Below are 18,288 nucleotides of genomic sequence, written 5' to 3'. Positions count from 1 at the left end.
CTCACAAAAAAAAATATATTTGCCCCACCCCGCGCGAGCAGAGCTGCTAGCGCGGCGTGATGGGCCCCCCCCCCCCCCGGCGCCCGCCCCCCCCCCCCACGCTCTTGGCCCAGCGAGAACATGGGCCTCATAGGCCGTTCAAGAATCCTAGGAATTGTCCATGAAACTCCCGGTCCGCTATGACCCCCTCGACAGCTCGACTCTCGCCGATCCCTATGCGGTCTACGCGGAGCTGCGCGCGTCGGAGCCTGTGCACTGGCACGAGAAGATGCAGAGCTGGGTGCTGACCCGGTACCGCGACTGCCAGATGGTGCTGCAGGACCCCGCGGTGTTCGCGACGGACTGGCGGCGGGCCGGCGAGTCGGTCTCCGAACCGTGGCTGAGCCTGCAGACCCTCGACCCGCCGGACCACGGCCCGCTCCGCAGCCTCTTCATGAACGCCCTGCGCGCCCAGGACCTGGAGGCCGTCGGCGAGCAGGGCGAGGCTCTCGTCGGGTCGCTGCTCGACGGACTGGAGGGCAGGGCGGAGTTCGACCTCATGTCGGAGGTCGTCGAGCCGCTCGCCCTGGCGACCATCTCGGAGCTCATGGGCATCGAGCAGCCGGACGTCAGGACCTTCGCCGCGATATCGGATGCCATCGTGCGGAGCATGGACGCCGGATTGGCGCCCGAGACCGGCGGGGACGGAATCGAGACCGGTGCGGAACTCAGGAAACTCGGCATCGAGGCGCGCGGCCGACTGAGCGAAATGGTCGAGTCCTGGTTCACCACCAATCCGCGCCCCGGCCTGCTGGCCCATGTCGCCGGCAACCGCGCCGAGGTGGATGTCGCCGACGCCTTTGTCCGGAACACGGTGCGGGTCGTCTTCCAGTCCGGCTACAGCTCGATCGTCGCCGGTGCCGGAAATGCCATGCTGGCCCTGCTGGAGAACCCCGACAAATTCGAGGCGATGCGCGACCCGGCACTGCTGTCGAGTGGTTTCGACGAACTCATGCGCTATGACGCCTCGGTTCAGGGGACCAGCCGCATCGTCACCGAGCCCGTCACCATCGGATCCGTCCAGCTCAAGCGCGGAGACGTCGTCGTGGTGCTTTTCGGCGCCGCAAACCGCGATCCCGAAAAATTCACCAGCCCCGACGAAATCATTCTGGACCGGACACCGAATCAGCACATGGCATTCGGCCGGGGCCCGCACACCTGCGTCGGGAACCTGTTCACCCAGGTCACGTTGCAGGCGCTGATCAAGGCCATTCTGCGGCGCCCCACACGCCTGCGGATGGCCGGGGAGCCGCTGCGCCAGCGCACCGCGACCATGCGCTACCTGGCGACGCTGCCGGTCACCTTCCAGGCGGCTGCCGCCACGTGACGAAAACGGATACGACGGCTCGCCCGACCCGGACGAGCGCTGCCCGGCTGGCCCTCGCCAGGGCGGTCCCGCCGGCCGGGCCGGTGCGCGGACTGACGCTGTCCACGTTCCTGACCACCCTCGGGGACGGGCTGTTCGCCACCGTCAGCGTGCTGTTCTTTACCCGCGTGGTGGGTCTGCGGATGGTGGACGTGGGCATCGGGCTCACGGTTGCCAGCCTGGCCGGCCTGCTGGCGGCCCTGCCGATCGGACACCTCTCCGACCGCATCGGGCCGCGGCGGGTCCTGCTCGTCCTCACCGTCTCCGCGGGGCCGGCGGTGCTGTGCTACCTGGTCGTCGGCTCCTTCTGGCCGTTCGCCGCCACGGCATGCGCGGTGGGCGTCGTGCAGCGGGGCTGCCGCACGGTCCTGCCCGCCCTGGTCTCCCTGATCGCCTCGGCCGAGGAGCGGGTGACCGCACGCGCACACCAGCAGGTCGTGAGCAACATCGGGATCTCACTCGGTGCGGGAGCCGCCGGCCTGGCCCTGTACCTGGACACCCGGGCCGCGTACGAGGCGATGGTGGTCGTCGCGGCGCTGGCCTACGCGGGGTCGGCCCTCGTGCTGAACCGGATGCCCGTGCGGCATCCGCCTCCCGCGCACAGCGAGAAGCAGCCGCTGGGGGCCGCGCTCAAGGACCTCCGGTACCTGCGGTTCACCGGGCTGAACGCCGTGCTGTCGCTGAACGGCGCCCTCATGGAGATCGCCATTCCGCTGTGGCTGGTCACCCACACCAAGGCGCCCGCCTGGCTGTTCAGCGCCCTGATCGTCCTGAACACGATCCTGGTGGTGGTCTTCCAGGTCCAGGTGAGCTCCAAGGGCAACGACACCACCCCGGGCCTGTGGGGGCGGATCTCCCGCCTCGGCGGATTCTTCCTCGGCTGCGCCTGCCTGCTGTACGGCGCCGCCGGCTGGGGGAACACCCTGGTCGCGACCGCCGTCCTCGGCCTGGGGATGATCGCCCACACGTGGGGCGAGATGTACCAGGTCTCCGGCGAATGGGGGCTCAGCTTCCAGCTCGCGCCCGAGCACGCCACCGGCCAGTACCAGGGCGTCCTGGCCATCGGCCGTGGAGCCGCCAACGTGGCCGCGCCCGTCGCCCTGGTCGCGGTCGTCGGGGCCGGTCAGTACGGGTGGGTGGCGCTGGCGGCCGTCTTCCTCGCGGCCGGGCTCGCGATGCCCGCGGCAACCCGGCTGCCCGCCGGCAAGGGCCCCGTCTCTGACGCATGACCAGCACGGGGCCGCCCCAACCGGGTTGTGAGCCCTGACACCACGATGCGGGGGGGGGGGGGGGCCCCCCCCCCCGCCGGGGGGGGGGGGGGGGGGGGCGGGGGGGGGGGGGCGCGCGCCGCCGCCCACCCCCCCCCCCCGCCACCACACCCCCCACCCCCCGCCCCGCCTGCGCGCCTCCCCCCCCCCCACCCCCCCCCGCCCCCCCCCCGCCCGCGCCCGCGCGCGCCCCCCCCCCCCCCCCCCCGCTTCGCTGTGAGGAACGCGGCGCCGGCCAGTACCAGCGCGTCCTGAAACACGCCCTAGCCGTTCCCCTCGCCCAGCTCGGGGAAGTGGCACGCCACCTCGTGCCCGGTCTTCAGCGCGACCAGCGGCGGCTCCTGGCTGGCGCAGACGTCCTGGGCCTTCCAGCAGCGGGTGCGGAAGCGGCAGCCGCTGGGCGGGTTGATCGGCGAGGGGACGTCGCCCTTGAGCAGGATCCGCTCGCGGCCGGCCCGCTGGCGCCGGCGCGGGTCGGGCACCGGCACCGCGGACATCAGCGCGTTGGTGTACGGGTGCAGCGGGCTCGCGTAGAGGGAGTCGCGGTCGGCGATCTCGACGATCTTGCCGAGGTACATCACCGCGACCCGGTCAGAGACGTGCCGGACCACCGAGAGGTCGTGCGCGATGATCAGGTAGGTCAGGCCGAGTTCGCGCTGGAGGTCGTCCAGCAGGTTGACCACCTGGGCCTGGATGGAGACGTCCAGGGCGGAGACCGGCTCGTCCGCGATGATCATCTTCGGCCGGAGGGCGAGCGCCCGGGCGATGCCGATGCGCTGGCGCTGGCCGCCGGAGAACTCGTGCGGGTAGCGGTTGTAGTGCTCGGGGCTGAGCCCGCACAGTTCCAGCAGTTCCTGGACGGCCTTCTTGGTGCCGCCCTCGGGCTCCACCTTCTGCAGCCGGAACGGCGCGCCGACGATGGTGCCGACGGTGTGCCGCGGGTTGAGCGAGGAGTACGGGTCCTGGAAGATCATCTGGATGTCGCGGCGCAGCGGCCGCATCGCGCCGACGCCCAGGTGGGTGATGTCGGCGCCCTCGAACTCGACCTTCCCGCCGGTCGGTTCGTCGAGCCGGGTGACCAGTCGGCCCATCGTCGACTTGCCGCAGCCGGACTCGCCGACGACCCCGAGCGTCTCACCGGCGTTGACGGTGAAGTCGATGCCGTCGACGGCCCGCACCGCGCCGGTCTGGCGGCGCAGCAGTCCGCCGCGGATCGGGAAGTGCCGGGTCAGGCCGGTCACCCGGAGCAGCGGCTCGCGGTCGGGGGCGGGCGCGGGCGCGGGGGCCGTTGCCGCCTGAGTGTCCGTCATCGGTTCTCTCCAGAAAGGTGGTACGAGGCCGGGCTCACAGCCGGGGCGCGATCTCTTCGGCGAAGATGCGGTGCCGTTCGGCGGCCGGGAGGTGGCAGGCCGCGTAGTGGCCGGGCGAGGCTTCGGCCAGCACCGGGAGCTCGCTCGTGGAGCGCCCGCCGGTCCGGTCGGCGTACGGGCAGCGCGGGTGGAAGGCGCAGCCGGACGGCACGTTGATCAGGCTGGGCGGGGTGCCCTTGACCGGGACGAGGCGGTCCTGGAGTTCGCGGTCCAGGCGCGGCATGGAGCCCAGCAGGCCCCAGGTGTAGGGGTGTTCGGGCGCGTCGAAGAGGGTCTCGGCGGGGCCGCGCTCGATGCACTTGCCGCCGTACATGACCAGGATGTCGTCGGCCAGTTCGGCGACCACCCCGAGGTCGTGGGTGATGATGATGACGGCCGAGCCGAACTCGTCCTGGAGGTCGCGGATGAGGTCCAGGATCTGCGCCTGGACGGTGACGTCCAGGGCGGTGGTGGGCTCGTCGGCGATCAGCAGCGAGGGGTCGTTGACCAGCGCCATGGCGATCATGGCGCGCTGGCGCATGCCGCCGGAGAACTGGTGCGGGTAGTCGTCCACCCGGCGGTCGGGCTGCGGGATGCCGACCCGGTCGAGCATCTCGACCGCGCGGGCCCGGGCCTGCTTCTTGGACGCCTGGGGGTGGTGCACCCGGTACGCCTCGACGATCTGCGCGCCGACGGTGTAGTAGGGGTGCATCGCGGTCAGCGGGTCCTGGAAGATCATCGCCATCTCGCGGCCGCGCAGTTGGCGCACCCGTTCGGGGCCGGCCGCGATCAGGTCCTCGCCGTCCAGCCGGATCTCGCCGGTGATCCGGGCCCGCTTGGTGCGGTGCAGGCCCATGATGCCGAGCGAGGTGACGGACTTGCCGGAGCCGGACTCGCCGACGATGCCGAGGGTGCGGCCCTTGTGCAGGTCGAAGCTGACCCCGTCCACCGAGCGGACCAGGCCGTCGTCGGTGTCGAAGTGGATCCGCAGGTCGCGGACGGAGAGGAAGGGGTCGCCGGACGGGGCCTGGGCGGCGACCGCCTCGGTCTTCTGGAGCTCGGTCACGAGAGCCTCACCCGGGGGTCGACGAGTGCGTACAGGAGGTCGACCACGAGGTTGCAGGCGACGATGAAGAAGGCGGCGAGCAGGGTGACGCCGAGGATCTTGGGCAGGTCGTTGTCGGCGATCGCCTGGACGGCGAAGGCGCCGACGCCCTGGAGCGAGAAGACCTGCTCGGTGATGAGGGCGCCGCCGAGGAGCAGGCCGAGGTCCATGCCGAAGATGGTGATGACGGGTGTCAACGCGGCGCGCAGTCCGTGCCGGGCGACGACCTTGCGCTCGACCAGGCCCTTGGCCCGGGCGGTGCGGATGTAGTCCTCGCTCATGGTCTCCAGCATTCCGGCGCGGGTGAGCCGGGCGTAGAGCGCGGAGTAGAGGAAGGCCAGCGAGATCCACGGGAGGATCAGGTTGCGGGCCCACATCAGCGGGTCGTCGGCGAAGTCGACGTACTGGAGGTTGTCCAGGATCGGCCACTCGTAGCTGAACAGCGTGAGCAGCAGCGCGCCGGTGAAGAAGACCGGCAGCGAGACGCCGGCGAGGGAGATGCCCATGGCGATCCGGTCGAAGACCGAGCGCGGCTTGAGCGCGGAGACGACGCCGGTGGCGACGCCCGAGACCAGCCAGAGCACGGCCGCGCCGACGGCGAGCGAGAGGGTGATCGGGACGCGCTTGATCAGCTCGGGCCAGACCTCCAGGTGGTTCTTGAAGGAGTAGCCGAAGCACGGTACGTGGCAGGTGACCGGGTCCGGGCCGAACTTGTACTCGGCGCCGCTGACCAGGGCCTTGAGGAAGTGCCAGTACTGGGTGTACAGCGGCTGGTCGAACCCGAGGTTCTTCTTGACCGCGGCGATCGCCTCGGGGGAGGGGTTCTTCCCGACGTACTGCGTGGCCAGCTGGTCGGCGGTCTCGCCGGCGATGCGCGGGAGCAGGAAGAAGATCGCGAAGGTGACCGCACTGACCACCAGCAGCAGTACGACGGCCGCGAAGATCCTGCGGATGATGTAGGCAAACACAGTTGGGCGGCTCCGGCGGCCCGCCGCCGTCCGGGATCTTCCGGACGGCGGCGGGCGGCCGCTGCCTTCACCTGCCTTCAGGGATGCGGAGCCAGGCTCTTTACTTGGTGGTGCCGATGTTCAGGTAGTCGTACTCACCCGAGAAGCCCGAGGTGGACACCAGGTTGGTGGCGCTGTCCGGGCGGTACAGGAAGACCTTGAAGTAGGTCAGCGGGACGTAGACCGCCTGGTCCATGATCTTCTTGTCGATCTGGCCGTAGATCTTCTCGCGCGCCGACTGGTCGGTGTTGGTGATGGCGTCGTCGAGCAGCTTGTTGACCTCGGGGTCGTTCAGCTGGGCCAGGTTGCTGTTGCCGGAGGCCTTGATGGCGCGGCCGTCGGAGATCTGCTGCAGGAAGCCGTAGCCGGTCGGCCAGTCGGCGCTCCACTGCATCATCATCAGACCGATGTTGTGGTCCTGGGTGAACTGCGGGACACCGGCGGCGTCCGAGAAGTACTTGCCCTGCGCGTACTTCTGGATCTCGACGTTGATGTTGATCTTCTTCAGCGCGGCCTGGATCGCGGTCGCGGCCTGGATCTCCGGGTCGCGCTCGGTACGGGCGGTGATCACCGTGCTGAAGCCGTCGGCCTTGCCGCAGGCCTTGAGGGCGTCCTTGGCCTTGGCCTCGTCACCCTTGTTGCCGTTGGTCGCCCAGGTGTTGAAGTCCTGGTGGCCCGGGACGTCCGGCGGGATCACCGTGTTGGCGACCTGGCCGCGGATCGGGCCGCCGAGCGTGGTCTGCACGGAGACCTTGTCGATCGCGTACTGGACGGCCTTGCGGCACTCCAGGTTGTCGAACGGCGCGACCTTGGTGTTGATCGCGACGTACGCCAGGCGGCCGCCGTAGGCGTTGTCGGTGTTCGCCTTGAGCTTCTGGTTCTGCAGGATCTGCGCCTGGGTCTGCGGGTCGACGCCGCTGCCGACCAGGTCCACCTGGGCGTTGCCGGCGATCAGGTCCTTGTCGATGGTGGACTGTTCCATGCCCATCCGGACCACGATCTTGTCCGCGAGCTGCTTGCGGATCGGGTCGGTGCTCGGGTCCCAGTTGGTGTTCGGCACCAGGGTGAGCTGCTTGCCGTCCTCGTAGGACTCGAACTTGTAGGCACCGGAGGCGACCACGTGCTTCACGTAGCCGGCGCCGTCGTCCTTGGCCTGCGGGACCGGGACGGTCTGCGGGGAGCCGACCAGGTAGTCGAAGTCCGCGAACGGCTGCTTCAGGTGGAAGACGATAGTCAGGTCGTCCGGCGTCTCGATCGAGTTCAGGCCACCGGTCTTGTCCTTGTACGGGCCCTGGTACGGCGTCTCGTTGTCGACCAGCAGCTCCTGGAAGTACGTCGGGCCGTTGGAGTTGACGTCCCGCGCGAAGTTGGAGCGCTCGACGGCGTACTTGACGTCCTTCGAGGTGATCGCGGTGCCATCGTCGAACTTCAGGCCCGCGCGCAGCTTGTACGTCCAGGTCAGGCCGTCCGCGCTGGCCTTGCCCAGGCTCTCGGCGAGGTCCGGGACCAGCTTCTCGCCGTCCGTGCCGGCGCCCGGGGCGAAGGTGGTCAGCGGACGCCCGTACAGGCGCGAGAAGTTGTAGATGTAGGCGTAGTACGTGTTGCCCGGGTCGAAGGAGTCCGGGGAGCCCTTCATCTCGTAGGTGACCGTCCCGCCCTTCTTGTCCGAGGCGTTGACGATGCCCTTGGTGGCGGCGTCGGCACCGCCGCCACCGGCGCTGCTGCCGCTGGCGGAGGAGGACGAGCCGGAGCCCTTGCTGCCGGAGGTGCAGCCGGTCACGATCAGGACCGCGGCGGCTGCCGCCGCGGTCAGGGCGACGGTACGGGACCTGCGCATGGGTGAGATCAACCCCTTGAGGGTGGGAAGGAGGGAGGGCCTGACGTTGCGTCAGTTGCTCTTGGGATCGAGGGCGTCACGCAGCCCGTCGCCGAGCAGGTTGAAGGCGAGCACGGTGAGGAAGATCGCCAGACCGGGGACCACCATGTACTGGGGGTCCACCTGGTAGTACTTGATCGCGTCCTGGAGGATCCCGCCCCAGGAGGCCTGCGGCGGCTGGATGCCGACGCCGAGGAAGCTGAGGCCGGCCTCGAAGAGGATGTTGGTCGGGATCAGCAGGGTCGAGTAGACCAGGATCGGACCGACCAGGTTCGGCAGCAGTTCCTTGAACAGGATGAACGGGCCTCGGGCGCCCAGGCTGCGGGCCGCGTGGACGAACTCCCGCTCGCGCAGCGACAGCGTCTGTCCGCGCACGATCCGGCCCATGTAGGGCCAGTTGAAGAAGCCGATCACGAAGATCAGCACCAAGATGTGCAGCGGGAGGCCGTGCAGGCCGAACGCGCCGCCCTGCAGCGAGGTCGAGATCGCGATGGCGAAGAGCAGCAGCGGGAAGGCGAGGAAGACGTCCATGATGCGGCTGATCACGGTGTCCACCCAGCCGCCGTAGTAGCCGGCCATGACGCCGAGCACGGTGCCGATCGTGTTCGACAGCAGGGTCGCGCCGAAGGCGACCAGCAGCGAGACCCAGGAGCCCTCGATCACGCGGGAGAGCAGGTCACGGCCCTGGAGCGGGTCGACGCCGAGCGGGTGGTCCCAGCTCATCCCGCCCCAGTCACCGAGCGGGATGCCGCCCAGGTTGGCGTCGAGCAGGTCCTGGTTCAGGGCGTCCGGGTCGAGGCCGAACAGGGCCTCGATGGGCTTGGCCAGTACGGCCAGCAGGATCAGCAGGATCACCACGACGCCGCCGGCGACGGCGAGTTTGTCGCGCTTGAAGCGGGTCCAGGCGATCTGGCCGAGGGAGCGGCCCTCGATCTTCTTGGCCGGGCTCGCGGGGGCGGGTGCCTCCGGTTCGTTCCCGGTGGTTGCGATGGGTGCGGTCATGGTCAGTTGGTCCCCTCGCCGACGGTGGCCGGCCCACGGGCGCCGGTCACCGGTTCGGCGGTACGGCTGCGGACGTGCGGAGGTGCTTGGAACGGGTGTTCGCGGCAGTACGTCGTGCACGGGTACTGCCCCAACGCGGGATGGGCTTCGCGTGGTTCTGGCGGTCGGCGTGCGCGTTCACCTTCGTGGGGTTCCCAGTACGCGCGGTGCGTTGCGCAGAACTCTCTGCCATCCGAACTCGCTTGCGCCAGCCCTGACAACCGACAGATGCCCAACTGTGATCTGTGCGCATGCACCTCCTACGCCTTCGGCATATCCCTCTTCACACGGCTGTATCAGGCATGTCAAGGTGATCGACGGTAACGGCCGGAAGTTCGTCCGGAAAGCACCGAAGCCGACCTGATGCAAGATCAAGTCGGCTTCTGGAAAAAGGTTTTGGTTGTCAGCGCCCCGGGTATCCGGGCCACGGCTGCTGCGGCTGCCCGGTCCAGCCCTGCGCGGGCTGCTGCGTGCCGTAGCCGTAACCCGGCCCCTGCTGCGCAGGGTACGGCGGAGGCGGCACCGGCGGGTACGGGCCGGTCGGCGGCCGTCCCGCCTCCCGGTCGAAGAACGGGCGCGCGTGCGCCCGCATCCACAGCGCCACCGGGTCGTACTCGTCCGCCATCGCCACCGTGGACACCGCCAGCCCCTCCGGGGCCACCGCGATCGCCCGCTGCATCAGCGCCCGCACCGCCTCCACCGCCGGCGGCGAACTCTCGTACAGCTCCAGTCCGATCGCCAGGTACGGCTCCCCCACGGCCGGCTGCACCCAGGCCCGGCGCAGCGCCCGCACCGCACGCACCTCACCGGCCTGCCGCTCCAGCAGCGCGAAGAACGGCTGGGCGTTCAGCTGCGGCTCACTCAGCTTCAACGGCCCGGCCGGCAGCCGCTCCAGGCCCGCGGCGATCCGCCGCAGGTCCGCCCAGGGCACCCCGACCCCGCCGCCGGGCGCATGCGGGTTGAGCCACAGCCCCCAGCGGGTCCGGTACAGCGAAGCGGCGATCTCCCGCCCGGAGATAACCTCGTGGGCCCGCGCCCAGCCGGACGACGCCAGCTGCTCGGACGAGGTGACGGCCGGCGCGTAGCCGTGGCCGCTGATCTCCATGTTCCCGTACTGGGCGTCCGCGCTGCCCGGCGTGCCGTGCCACAGCAGCATCCAGACCTGGCCGTCGGCCAGTGCGTGCAGCAGTTGCTCGTACGCCTCGTAGCGCTCCGGCGCGACCTCGCGCAGGGTGCGCTCCAGCGCGCCCGGATCCGCTCCGGGGCGCCCGGCGGGCGCCTGGCCCCAGGGCCCCGGTGCACCGCCCGCTACCGCTCCCGCACTCATGCGCCCACCTCGCCGCGCCTCTTTCCTCAAGCCTGCCGGCCCGTCGGCCGTCTGCACGCACCCTATGGCGCGGCACCGGCCACCGCCACGGCGACGTGCCTCCGATACGAACCCCGCTCAACCCCGCGCGTAGAAAGGGAGTACCCGGGTGAGCAGCCACTCGACCACCGGGTCATCGGCGAGATCGAGCAGTACGAGGTGGACGCCCCCCGGCAGCGGCGCGGTTCCCAACGCGCGGCCGAGCGCCTCGTTCACCGCGCCCGGGTCGGCCGGGGCCGCCTGGTCCAGCTGGACGCCCACGAACATCACGGTCGGCTCGCCCTCGATACTGGCGAGCGCCCGCCGCGCGGACAACACTCCGGGCAGGGCGGACAGTTCGGCCCGGCAGGCGGCCAGGAAGTGCTCCGGGTCCTCCCCCGGCACCGGCTCGCGCAGCGCCACCCGGCCACCGGTCGGCGCCTCCGGTCCCTGGCCCTGACTCTGGTTCTGCTCCTGGTTCCGGCCCTGCTCCTGGTCGGCCAGGCGCTCCTCGCGCGGGCCGCGCCGAAGCTCCGCCACACCCTGCGGCGGCACCGGGATGCCCACCGCCGCCTCCGGGTTGACCGCGATGCCCACGCCCAGCGGCAGCCCGCGGGCGAACTCCCAGACCGGCGCCACCGCGAAGGCCATCCCCGGCGCCTGCCGCAGGAACACCTCCTGCGAGGAGAACACCGGCACGTACGGCTCGCCGGCCAGCTCGATGGTCGGCAGGTCCAGCGCGGGCCCCTGCGGGTCGCCGCCGGCCGGCAGCGGGATCCACACCTGGCTGCGGGCCAGCACCTCGACCACCCGCGGCGTCGCACCCGGGTCGCCCAGCGCGGCGGTCAGCACCTGCTCCAGCTCGTTGGCCGGCCACCCGCCGCCCGGCGGCGCCGACTCCGGCCCGCCCCACCCCTGCTGCTGCTCCACCGGGTACCCCATGCGCGCCTGATCCGCCCTCTGCCGGTCGGCCGCCCTCTGCTGCGCCGACGCGCAGCAGTCTAGGGCTGTGCCCGAGGTGGCGGGGTGTGACCGGGTCCCCTCTCCCGTCGTCGGCGCGGACGTGCCATGATGTGCGCGTTCGACGGCGCGGCGCGCCGGCGGACCGACAACTCCATACCGGCCGCTCGAACCCGCGCGGGAGAGCCCGGAGTGCCCCGTCAGGCGGCACAGCCGGCGCCGAAGGAGCAACTCCTCCCCGGAATCTCTCAGGCCCCCTTACCGCACGGGTTAGGCACATCTGGAAAGTGGCGCACGGCCCTGTCGCGCGCCCACCCACGGTGCAAGCCACCATGCTGTCCTGGATGCTGGAAACAGCTGCGGGCAGGTGGGCGGTGAAGCTCTCAGGTTCGACGACAGATGGGGAGACCCACGCCGCCGCATGCCCGCGCGCAGGGTCGGCCCCCCAGCGGGTCCGGTTCCGGCGCGTGCACCCATGAGTGCCCAGACCGAGGAGTTCCAGGCCATGTCGTCCCTCCGCCTCACCGCGCTCGACGCGCTGCACCGCGCCCTCGGCGCGACCATGACCGACTTCGCCGGCTGGGACATGCCGCTGCGCTACGGCAGCGAGCGCGAGGAACACCTCGCCGTCCGCACCCGGGCCGGGCTGTTCGACCTCTCCCACATGGGCGAGATCACCGTCACCGGCCCGCAGGCCGGCGAGATGCTGGACCACGCGCTGGTCGGCTTCGTCTCCGCGCTGGGCGTGCTGCGCGCCCGCTACACCATGATCTGCGCCGAGGACGGCGGCATCCTCGACGACCTGATCGTCTACCGCCTGCGCGAGGACGCCTTCCTGGTCGTCGCCAACGCCTCCAACGCCCAGCTGGTGCTGGACGAGCTGATCGCCCGCGCCAAGGGCTTCGACGCCGTCGTCACGGACGACCGCGACACCTACGCGCTGATCGCCGTCCAGGGCCCGGAGGCCACCGCGATCCTGGCCGGGACCACCGACGCCGACCTGCCCGGCCTGAAGTACTACGCGATCCTCCCGGCCCAGGTCGCCGGCCGCGACGTGCTGCTCGCCCGGACCGGCTACACCGGCGAGGACGGCTTCGAGATCTTCTGCAACCCGGGCGACGCCGAGGGCGTCTGGCAGGCGCTGACCACCGCCGGCGAGGGCCGCGGCCTGGTCCCGTGCGGCCTGTCCTGCCGCGACACGCTGCGCCTGGAGGCCGGCATGCCGCTGTACGGGCACGAGCTCTCCACCGACCTGACCCCGTTCGACGCGGGCCTGGGCCGGGTCGTGCGCTTCGACAAGACCACCAACGAGGGCACCTTCGTCGGCCGCAAGGCGCTGGAGAGGGCCGCCGCCGAGGCCGAGGCCAACCCGCCGCGGGTGCTGGTCGGCCTGGTCTCCGAGGGCAAGCGCGTCCCGCGCGCCGAGTACACCGTGGTCTCCGCCGACGGCGCCCCGATCGGCCGGATCACCTCGGGCGCCCCGTCGCCGACCCTGGGCCGGCCGATCGCGATCGCCTACGTGGACGCGGCCCACGCCGCCCCCGGCACCGCCGTCGCGGTGGACGTGCGCGGCAAGCACGAGCCGGTCGAGGTCGTGGCGCTGCCGTTCTACAAGCGCGCCCGCTGAGGCCGGGGGCCTCGCTCGCCGAGGCCCCGCCTTCCCCGTAGACCCGGGCCTGAACCACGCCCGACCCGGGCCTGAGTCACGCCTGATCCAGGTCCGACCCAGGTCCGACCCCATGCCTGAACCATGCCTGAACCACGCCTGATCCGCGTCGAAGCCGTCCGTGCGGCGGCCCGCTTCGTCGTACCCGCTTCCCATCCTGGAGAATGACGCCATGAGCAACCCCCAGCACCTGCAGTACACCAAGGAGCACGAGTGGCTGACCGCCATCGAGGGCGGTGTCTCCACGGTCGGCATCACCGCCCACGCGGCCGACGCGCTCGGTGACATCGTCTACGTGCAGCTGCCCGAGGTCGGCGCCGACGTGACCGCGGGCGAGTCCTGTGGCGAGCTGGAGTCGACCAAGTCGGTCAGCGACCTGTTCTCCCCGGTGACCGGGAAGATCGTCGAGATCAACCAGGACGTCCTGGACGACAACAGCCTGGTCAACAGCGCCCCGTTCGAGGGCGGCTGGCTGTTCAAGGTCCAGGTGGAGTCCACCGACGAGCTGCTCAGCGCGGACGAGTACACCGCCTTCATCGGCGGCTGACCCGCTCGTGACGGGGCGGCCGCAGCGCGGCGGCCGCCCTGCCAGGCTCCCCCCTCTCTGCTCCCGTCTCTCTCCTCCCGGGAAGACCACACCATGACGGTTCTGAACCAGTCCCTGCACTCCCTCGACCCGGAGATCGCCGCCGCGGTCGACGCCGAGCTGCACCGCCAGCAGACCACCCTGGAGATGATCGCCTCCGAGAACTTCGCCCCGGTGGCGGTCATGGAGGCCCAGGGCTCGGTACTCACCAACAAGTACGCCGAGGGCTACCCCGGCCGCCGCTACTACGGCGGCTGCGAGCACGTCGACGTGGTCGAGCAGATCGCGATCGACCGCATCAAGGCCCTGTTCGGCGCCGAGCACGCCAACGTCCAGCCGCACTCGGGCGCGCAGGCCAACGCCGCCGCGATGTTCGCGCTGATCAAGCCGGGCGACACCATCCTGGGCCTGAACCTGGCCCACGGCGGTCACCTGACCCACGGCATGAAGATCAACTTCTCCGGCAAGCTCTACAACGTGGTCGCGTACCACGTGGACGAGAAGACCGGCCAGGTCGACATGGCCGAGGTCGAGCGCCTGGCCAAGGAGCACCAGCCGAAGCTGATCATCGCCGGCTGGTCCGCCTACCCGCGCCAGCTGGACTTCGCCGCGTTCCGCCGGGTCGCCGACGAGGTCGGCGCGCTGCTGATGGTGGACATGGCGCACTTCGCCGGCCTGGTCGCCGCCGGCCTGCACCCCAACCCGGTGCCGTACGCGGACGTGGTCACCACCACCACCCACAAGACCCTGGGCGGCCCGCGCGGCGGTGTCATCCTGTCCAAGGCCGAGTACGCCAAGAAGATCAACTCCGCGGTGTTCCCCGGCCAGCAGGGCGGCCCGCTCGAGCACGTGATCGCGGGCAAGGCCGTTGCCTTCAAGGTCGCCGCGTCCGAGGAGTTCAAGGAGCGCCAGCAGCGCACCCTGGAGGGCGCCAAGATCCTCGCCGAGCGCCTGCTCCAGGCCGACGTCGCCGAGGCCGGCGCCTCGGTGCTGTCCGGCGGCACCGACGTGCACCTGGTCCTGGTCGATCTGCGCAACAGCCAGCTCGACGGCCAGCAGGCCGAGGACCGCCTGCACGAGGTCGGCATCACGGTCAACCGCAACGCCGTCCCGAACGACCCGCGGCCGCCGATGGTCACCTCCGGCCTGCGCATCGGCACCCCCGCGCTCGCCACCCGCGGCTTCCAGGCCGAGGACTTCCGCGAGGTCGCCGACATCATCGCCGAGGCGCTCAAGCCCGCCTTCGACGAGGACGCCGCCACCGCGCTCAAGGCCCGCGTCACCGCGCTGGCCGAGAAGTACCCGCTCTACCCGAACCTCTGATCACTGCGGTGATCGTTCGGGCGGGGTGACCGGCCTCACCCCGCCGCGGCACCTGGGATCCCGGGGCACCGCGCACACTGGACAGTGCGCGCGGTGCCCCGACCCGTGTCGTCCCCCGCCCGCCAGTCCTTCCACGAGACCAGACAAGGACGTCCCCCGTGGCCATCAGCGTCTTCGACCTCTTCTCCATCGGCATCGGCCCGTCGAGTTCCCACACCGTCGGCCCGATGCGCGCCGCCCGGATGTTCGCCCGACGCCTGCGGTCCGAGGACCTGCTCGCCCAGGTGGCGAGCGTGCGCGCCGAGCTGTACGGCTCGCTGGGCGCCACCGGCCACGGCCACGGCACCCCGAAGGCCGTCCTGCTCGGCCTGGAGGACAACTCCCCCCGCACGGTCGACGTCGACCAGGCGGACAAGGACGTCGAGCGGATCACCACCGAGAAGCGGCTCAACCTCCTCGGCACCCACCCCATCGACTTCGACCCGGGCACCCAGCTGGTCCTGCACCGCCGCCGCTCGCTGCCGTACCACGCCAACGGCATGACCATCTGGGCGTACGCGGCGGACGGCTCCACGCTGCTGGAGAAGACCTACTACTCGGTCGGCGGCGGCTTCGTCGTCGACGAGGACGCCATCGGCGCGGACCGGGTCAAGCCCGACGACACCTCGCTGCGCTACCCCTTCCGCACCGGCGAGGAGCTGCTGCGGCTCACCCGGGAGACCGGGCTGTCGATCTCCGGCCTGATGCTGGAGAACGAGAAGGCCTGGCGCTCCGAGGAGGAGATCCGGACCGGGCTGCTGGAGATCTGGCAGGTCATGCAGGAGTGTGTGCGGGCCGGCATGTCCCGCGAGGGCATCCTGCCCGGCGGTCTCAAGGTCCGCCGCCGCGCCGCCGCGGCCGCCCGCGCGATGCGCGCCGAGGGCATCGGCCCGGCCAACGCGATGGAGTGGGTGACCCTCTACGCGATGGCGGTCAACGAGGAGAACGCCTCCGGCCGCCGGGTGGTCACCGCTCCGACCAACGGCGCGGCCGGGATCATCCCCGCCGTCCTGCACTACTACCTGAACTTCATCCCGGGCGCCGACGAGGACGGCATCGTCCGCTTCCTCCTCGCGGCCGGCGCCATCGGCATGCTCTTCAAGGAGAACGCCTCCATCTCCGGCGCCGAGGTCGGCTGCCAGGGGGAGGTCGGATCCGCCTGCTCGATGGCCGCCGGCGGCCTCGCCGAGGTCCTCGGCGGCACCCCCGAACAGGTCGAGAACGCCGCCGAGATCGGCATCGAGCACAACCTCGGCCTCACCTGCGACCCGGTCGGCGGGCTCGTCCAGATCCCCTGCATCGAGCGCAACGGCATGGCCTCCGTCAAGGCCGTCACCGCCGCCCGGATGGCCCTGCGCGGCGACGGCCGGCACCACGTCTCGCTCGACAAGGCGATCAAGACGATGAAGGAGACCGGCGCCGACATGAAGATCAAGTACAAGGAGACCTCGCGCGGCGGCCTCGCCGTCAACGTCATCGAGTGCTGATCACACCCGCTGTCGCCTGAGCCCCCGGACCCGTCCGGGGGCTCTCGGCCTTCCGGGGCGCCCTGGGCGGCGGGGCCACCGCCGGCCCCACCCCGGCCCCACTTCCCGGCGCCACCCGACGCGCCCGCTCTGGCCGCTCAGGCCGCTCAGGCCGCGAACGGGCGGACTCGCCGGGCGTCACGCAACGCCTCAGCCCACCAGGCGAGTTGGTCGAGCATGGTCTTGGCGGCGACGTCGGCGGCCGGGTCGAGCGGCTGGCCGTCGGCGCCGAAGCACTGGGCGGCGCCGTGGAAGCTGACCGTGTTGCGAATCGTCATGGCGTTCAACTCGGCCAGCACCACTCGCAGTTGCTCGACGGCGCGCAGACCGCCGGAGAGGCCGCCGTAGGAGACGAAGCCGACCGGCTTGCCGTGCCACTGGCTGTTGTGCCAGTCGATGGCGTTCTTCAGCGGGGCCGGGAAGCTGTGGTTGTACTCGGGCGTGACGACCACGAAGGCGTCGGCGGCCTCCAGGCGGGGCGTGACGGCGGCGAGCAACTCAGCGGCGCCCGGCTCCAGTTCACCACCGAAGGACGGGAAGGTGGTCGGCAGCGGGGTCTCGACCAGATCGATCAGGTCGGCGGTCATGTCGCCGCGCGCGCCGAGGTGGCCGAGCAGCCAGTCCGCGACGACGGGCGCGAACCGGCCGCTCCGGGTGCTGCCGACGACGACCGCGACCTTCAGGCCCTTCTCCGAAACGTCCTTGGCCATGGATATCCCCCTCCGGGACGATGTGTACAACGTATCTGCCAGATACAACGTACACATCGGCGCGTACGCCGTCTACTTCCGATACGCCGTACACTCCGGTGGTACGGTGAGAGGACCCCAGCCGGAAGGAACCCGCCGTCATGCCCGCCCAGCAGGCCCCCGCCGGGGACGACGACCAGACCAAGCCCCAGGCCTCACTCTGGGAGCGCCTCGCCCGCCCGGCCCCCGCGCCGCGCACCACCCTCACCCCGCACCGGATCGCCGAGGCCGCGATCGCGATCGCCGACGCCGAAGGCCTCGACGCCGTCACCATGCGCCGACTCGCCACCACCCTCGGCGTCGCCCCGATGGCCGCCTACCGGTACGTCTCCGGCAAGGACGAACTCATCGACCTGATGGTCGACTTCGTCTACGGCGAACTCCCCCGGGGCACTCCCGCCACCGGCTGGCGCGACACCATGCGCACCCTGGCGCTCCACCTGCGCGCCATGAACCTGGCCCACCCGTGGATCGTCCGCGCCGGCGCCGTTCCCCTCACCCCCAACCAGCTCGCCATCCCCGAACGCGCCTTCGCCGCCCTCGCCGACCACGGCCTGGACGCCGACACCACCATGGCGGTCTTCCGCACCGTCACCGGCTACGTCCACGGCTCCGTCGCCGCCGAGCTCGCCCTGCGCACCCTCCAGCGCGAGCACGGCTGGTCCGACGGCGACGAGACCCGCGCCGGCCTCGCCCCCCGGATGTCCTTCCTGATGGACACCGGCCGCTACCCCACCTACCAGCGCTACCTCCACGAGGCCACCCGCAAGGACGACCCCACCTGGCAGTTCGAAACCGGCCTCGACTGCGTCCTCACCGGCATCGCCACCCACCTCGACATCTGAGCGCGACCCGGCCCTCAGGTGGGTGGGTAGGAGAAATTATGTAGACCGGTCTACCTTTCACGCCCGGAATATGCAGACCGGTCTACCTTTTCAGCGCTCCCCCACCCACCTCCAGCAAATGGAGTAGTCCCCCCCCCCCGAGAAATGGACCCCTCCCACCCCCAAAACCGCCCAGCGTTAAAATCCGGGCTAGATTTG

At 70.9% G+C, this 18,288-nt stretch carries 15 protein-coding genes and 1 riboswitch; of the genes, 7 read left to right on the top strand and 8 right to left on the bottom strand.

Features of this window, described 5'->3' with window-relative positions:
* Window positions 1–160 precede the first annotated feature (160 nt).
* On the top strand, window positions 161–1,366 hold the full coding sequence (locus ACFV61_RS13110; RefSeq protein WP_063347739.1) for a cytochrome P450: 1,206 nt from the start codon (window positions 161–163) through the stop codon (window positions 1,364–1,366).
* The gene (locus ACFV61_RS13105) at window positions 1,363–2,634 is read left to right on the top strand and encodes an MFS transporter (RefSeq protein WP_380491627.1); all 1,272 of its coding nucleotides are present in this window, start codon (window positions 1,363–1,365) and stop codon (window positions 2,632–2,634) included. The genes ACFV61_RS13110 and ACFV61_RS13105 overlap by 4 nt, the downstream gene beginning before the upstream one ends.
* Before the next feature lie 302 nt (window positions 2,635–2,936).
* On the opposite strand, the gene ACFV61_RS13100 is transcribed toward ACFV61_RS13105, so the two are convergent.
* From ACFV61_RS13100 to ACFV61_RS13070, 7 genes are all read right to left on the bottom strand, one after another.
* Window positions 2,937–3,983 (bottom strand): ABC transporter ATP-binding protein, encoded by a 1,047-nt coding sequence (locus tag ACFV61_RS13100; RefSeq protein ID WP_380491625.1) that lies wholly within the window; start codon window positions 3,981–3,983, stop codon window positions 2,937–2,939.
* Window positions 3,984–4,017: 34 nt separating this feature from the next.
* Window positions 4,018–5,088, bottom strand: coding sequence for an ABC transporter ATP-binding protein (locus ACFV61_RS13095; RefSeq protein WP_063347741.1), 1,071 nt, complete (start codon window positions 5,086–5,088; stop codon window positions 4,018–4,020).
* Complete coding sequence (locus ACFV61_RS13090; RefSeq protein WP_063347742.1) at window positions 5,085–6,095, bottom strand: ABC transporter permease; 1,011 nt, start codon at window positions 6,093–6,095, stop codon at window positions 5,085–5,087. Before ACFV61_RS13090 ends, ACFV61_RS13095 begins: the two co-directional genes overlap by 4 nt.
* A gap of 100 nt (window positions 6,096–6,195) precedes the next feature.
* Window positions 6,196–7,971, bottom strand: a complete 1,776-nt coding sequence (locus ACFV61_RS13085; RefSeq protein WP_063347743.1) for an ABC transporter substrate-binding protein — start codon at window positions 7,969–7,971, stop codon at window positions 6,196–6,198.
* A 51-nt stretch (window positions 7,972–8,022) separates the two neighbouring features.
* On the bottom strand, window positions 8,023–9,012 hold the full coding sequence (locus tag ACFV61_RS13080; RefSeq protein WP_063347744.1) for an ABC transporter permease: 990 nt from the start codon (window positions 9,010–9,012) through the stop codon (window positions 8,023–8,025).
* A 442-nt stretch (window positions 9,013–9,454) separates the two neighbouring features.
* The gene (locus ACFV61_RS13075) at window positions 9,455–10,378 is read right to left on the bottom strand and encodes an enhanced serine sensitivity protein SseB C-terminal domain-containing protein (RefSeq protein ID WP_079135614.1); all 924 of its coding nucleotides are present in this window, start codon (window positions 10,376–10,378) and stop codon (window positions 9,455–9,457) included.
* Between the two features lie 117 nt (window positions 10,379–10,495).
* Complete coding sequence (locus ACFV61_RS13070) at window positions 10,496–11,338, bottom strand: enhanced serine sensitivity protein SseB C-terminal domain-containing protein (protein ID WP_380424280.1); 843 nt, start codon at window positions 11,336–11,338, stop codon at window positions 10,496–10,498.
* A 186-nt stretch (window positions 11,339–11,524) separates the two neighbouring features.
* A riboswitch (glycine riboswitch) is annotated at window positions 11,525–11,630 on the top strand.
* Window positions 11,631–11,861: 231 nt separating this feature from the next.
* Between ACFV61_RS13070 and gcvT the strand changes: the two genes are divergently transcribed.
* The 4 genes from gcvT (at window position 11,862) to ACFV61_RS13050 (ending at window position 16,457) form a co-directional block, all read left to right on the top strand.
* The gene (gcvT, locus tag ACFV61_RS13065; RefSeq protein ID WP_380484398.1) at window positions 11,862–12,983 is read left to right on the top strand and encodes a glycine cleavage system aminomethyltransferase GcvT; all 1,122 of its coding nucleotides are present in this window, start codon (window positions 11,862–11,864) and stop codon (window positions 12,981–12,983) included.
* A 211-nt stretch (window positions 12,984–13,194) separates the two neighbouring features.
* A complete protein-coding gene (gcvH, locus tag ACFV61_RS13060) occupies window positions 13,195–13,569 on the top strand; it encodes a glycine cleavage system protein GcvH (RefSeq protein WP_063347747.1) in 375 nt (124 codons plus the stop codon).
* A gap of 93 nt (window positions 13,570–13,662) precedes the next feature.
* Window positions 13,663–14,931, top strand: a complete 1,269-nt coding sequence (glyA, locus tag ACFV61_RS13055; RefSeq protein ID WP_063347748.1) for a serine hydroxymethyltransferase — start codon at window positions 13,663–13,665, stop codon at window positions 14,929–14,931.
* Between the two features lie 158 nt (window positions 14,932–15,089).
* A complete protein-coding gene (locus tag ACFV61_RS13050; protein ID WP_380336663.1) occupies window positions 15,090–16,457 on the top strand; it encodes an L-serine ammonia-lyase in 1,368 nt (455 codons plus the stop codon).
* Window positions 16,458–16,603: 146 nt separating this feature from the next.
* On the opposite strand, the gene ACFV61_RS13045 is transcribed toward ACFV61_RS13050, so the two are convergent.
* On the bottom strand, window positions 16,604–17,206 hold the full coding sequence (locus ACFV61_RS13045) for an NADPH-dependent FMN reductase (RefSeq protein ID WP_063347750.1): 603 nt from the start codon (window positions 17,204–17,206) through the stop codon (window positions 16,604–16,606).
* A 140-nt stretch (window positions 17,207–17,346) separates the two neighbouring features.
* Here ACFV61_RS13045 and ACFV61_RS13040 point away from each other — a divergent pair, with 140 nt between their 5' ends.
* A complete protein-coding gene (locus ACFV61_RS13040; RefSeq protein WP_063347751.1) occupies window positions 17,347–18,090 on the top strand; it encodes a TetR/AcrR family transcriptional regulator in 744 nt (247 codons plus the stop codon).
* Window positions 18,091–18,288 lie beyond the last annotated feature (198 nt).

The organism is Kitasatospora sp. NPDC059817 (assembly GCF_042731835.1).
In the GTDB taxonomy this organism is placed as follows: Bacteria; Actinomycetota; Actinomycetes; order Streptomycetales; family Streptomycetaceae; genus Kitasatospora.
The sequence above is the reverse complement of the archived record's forward strand: the minus strand, read 5'-3'. Positions and strand labels throughout refer to the sequence as shown.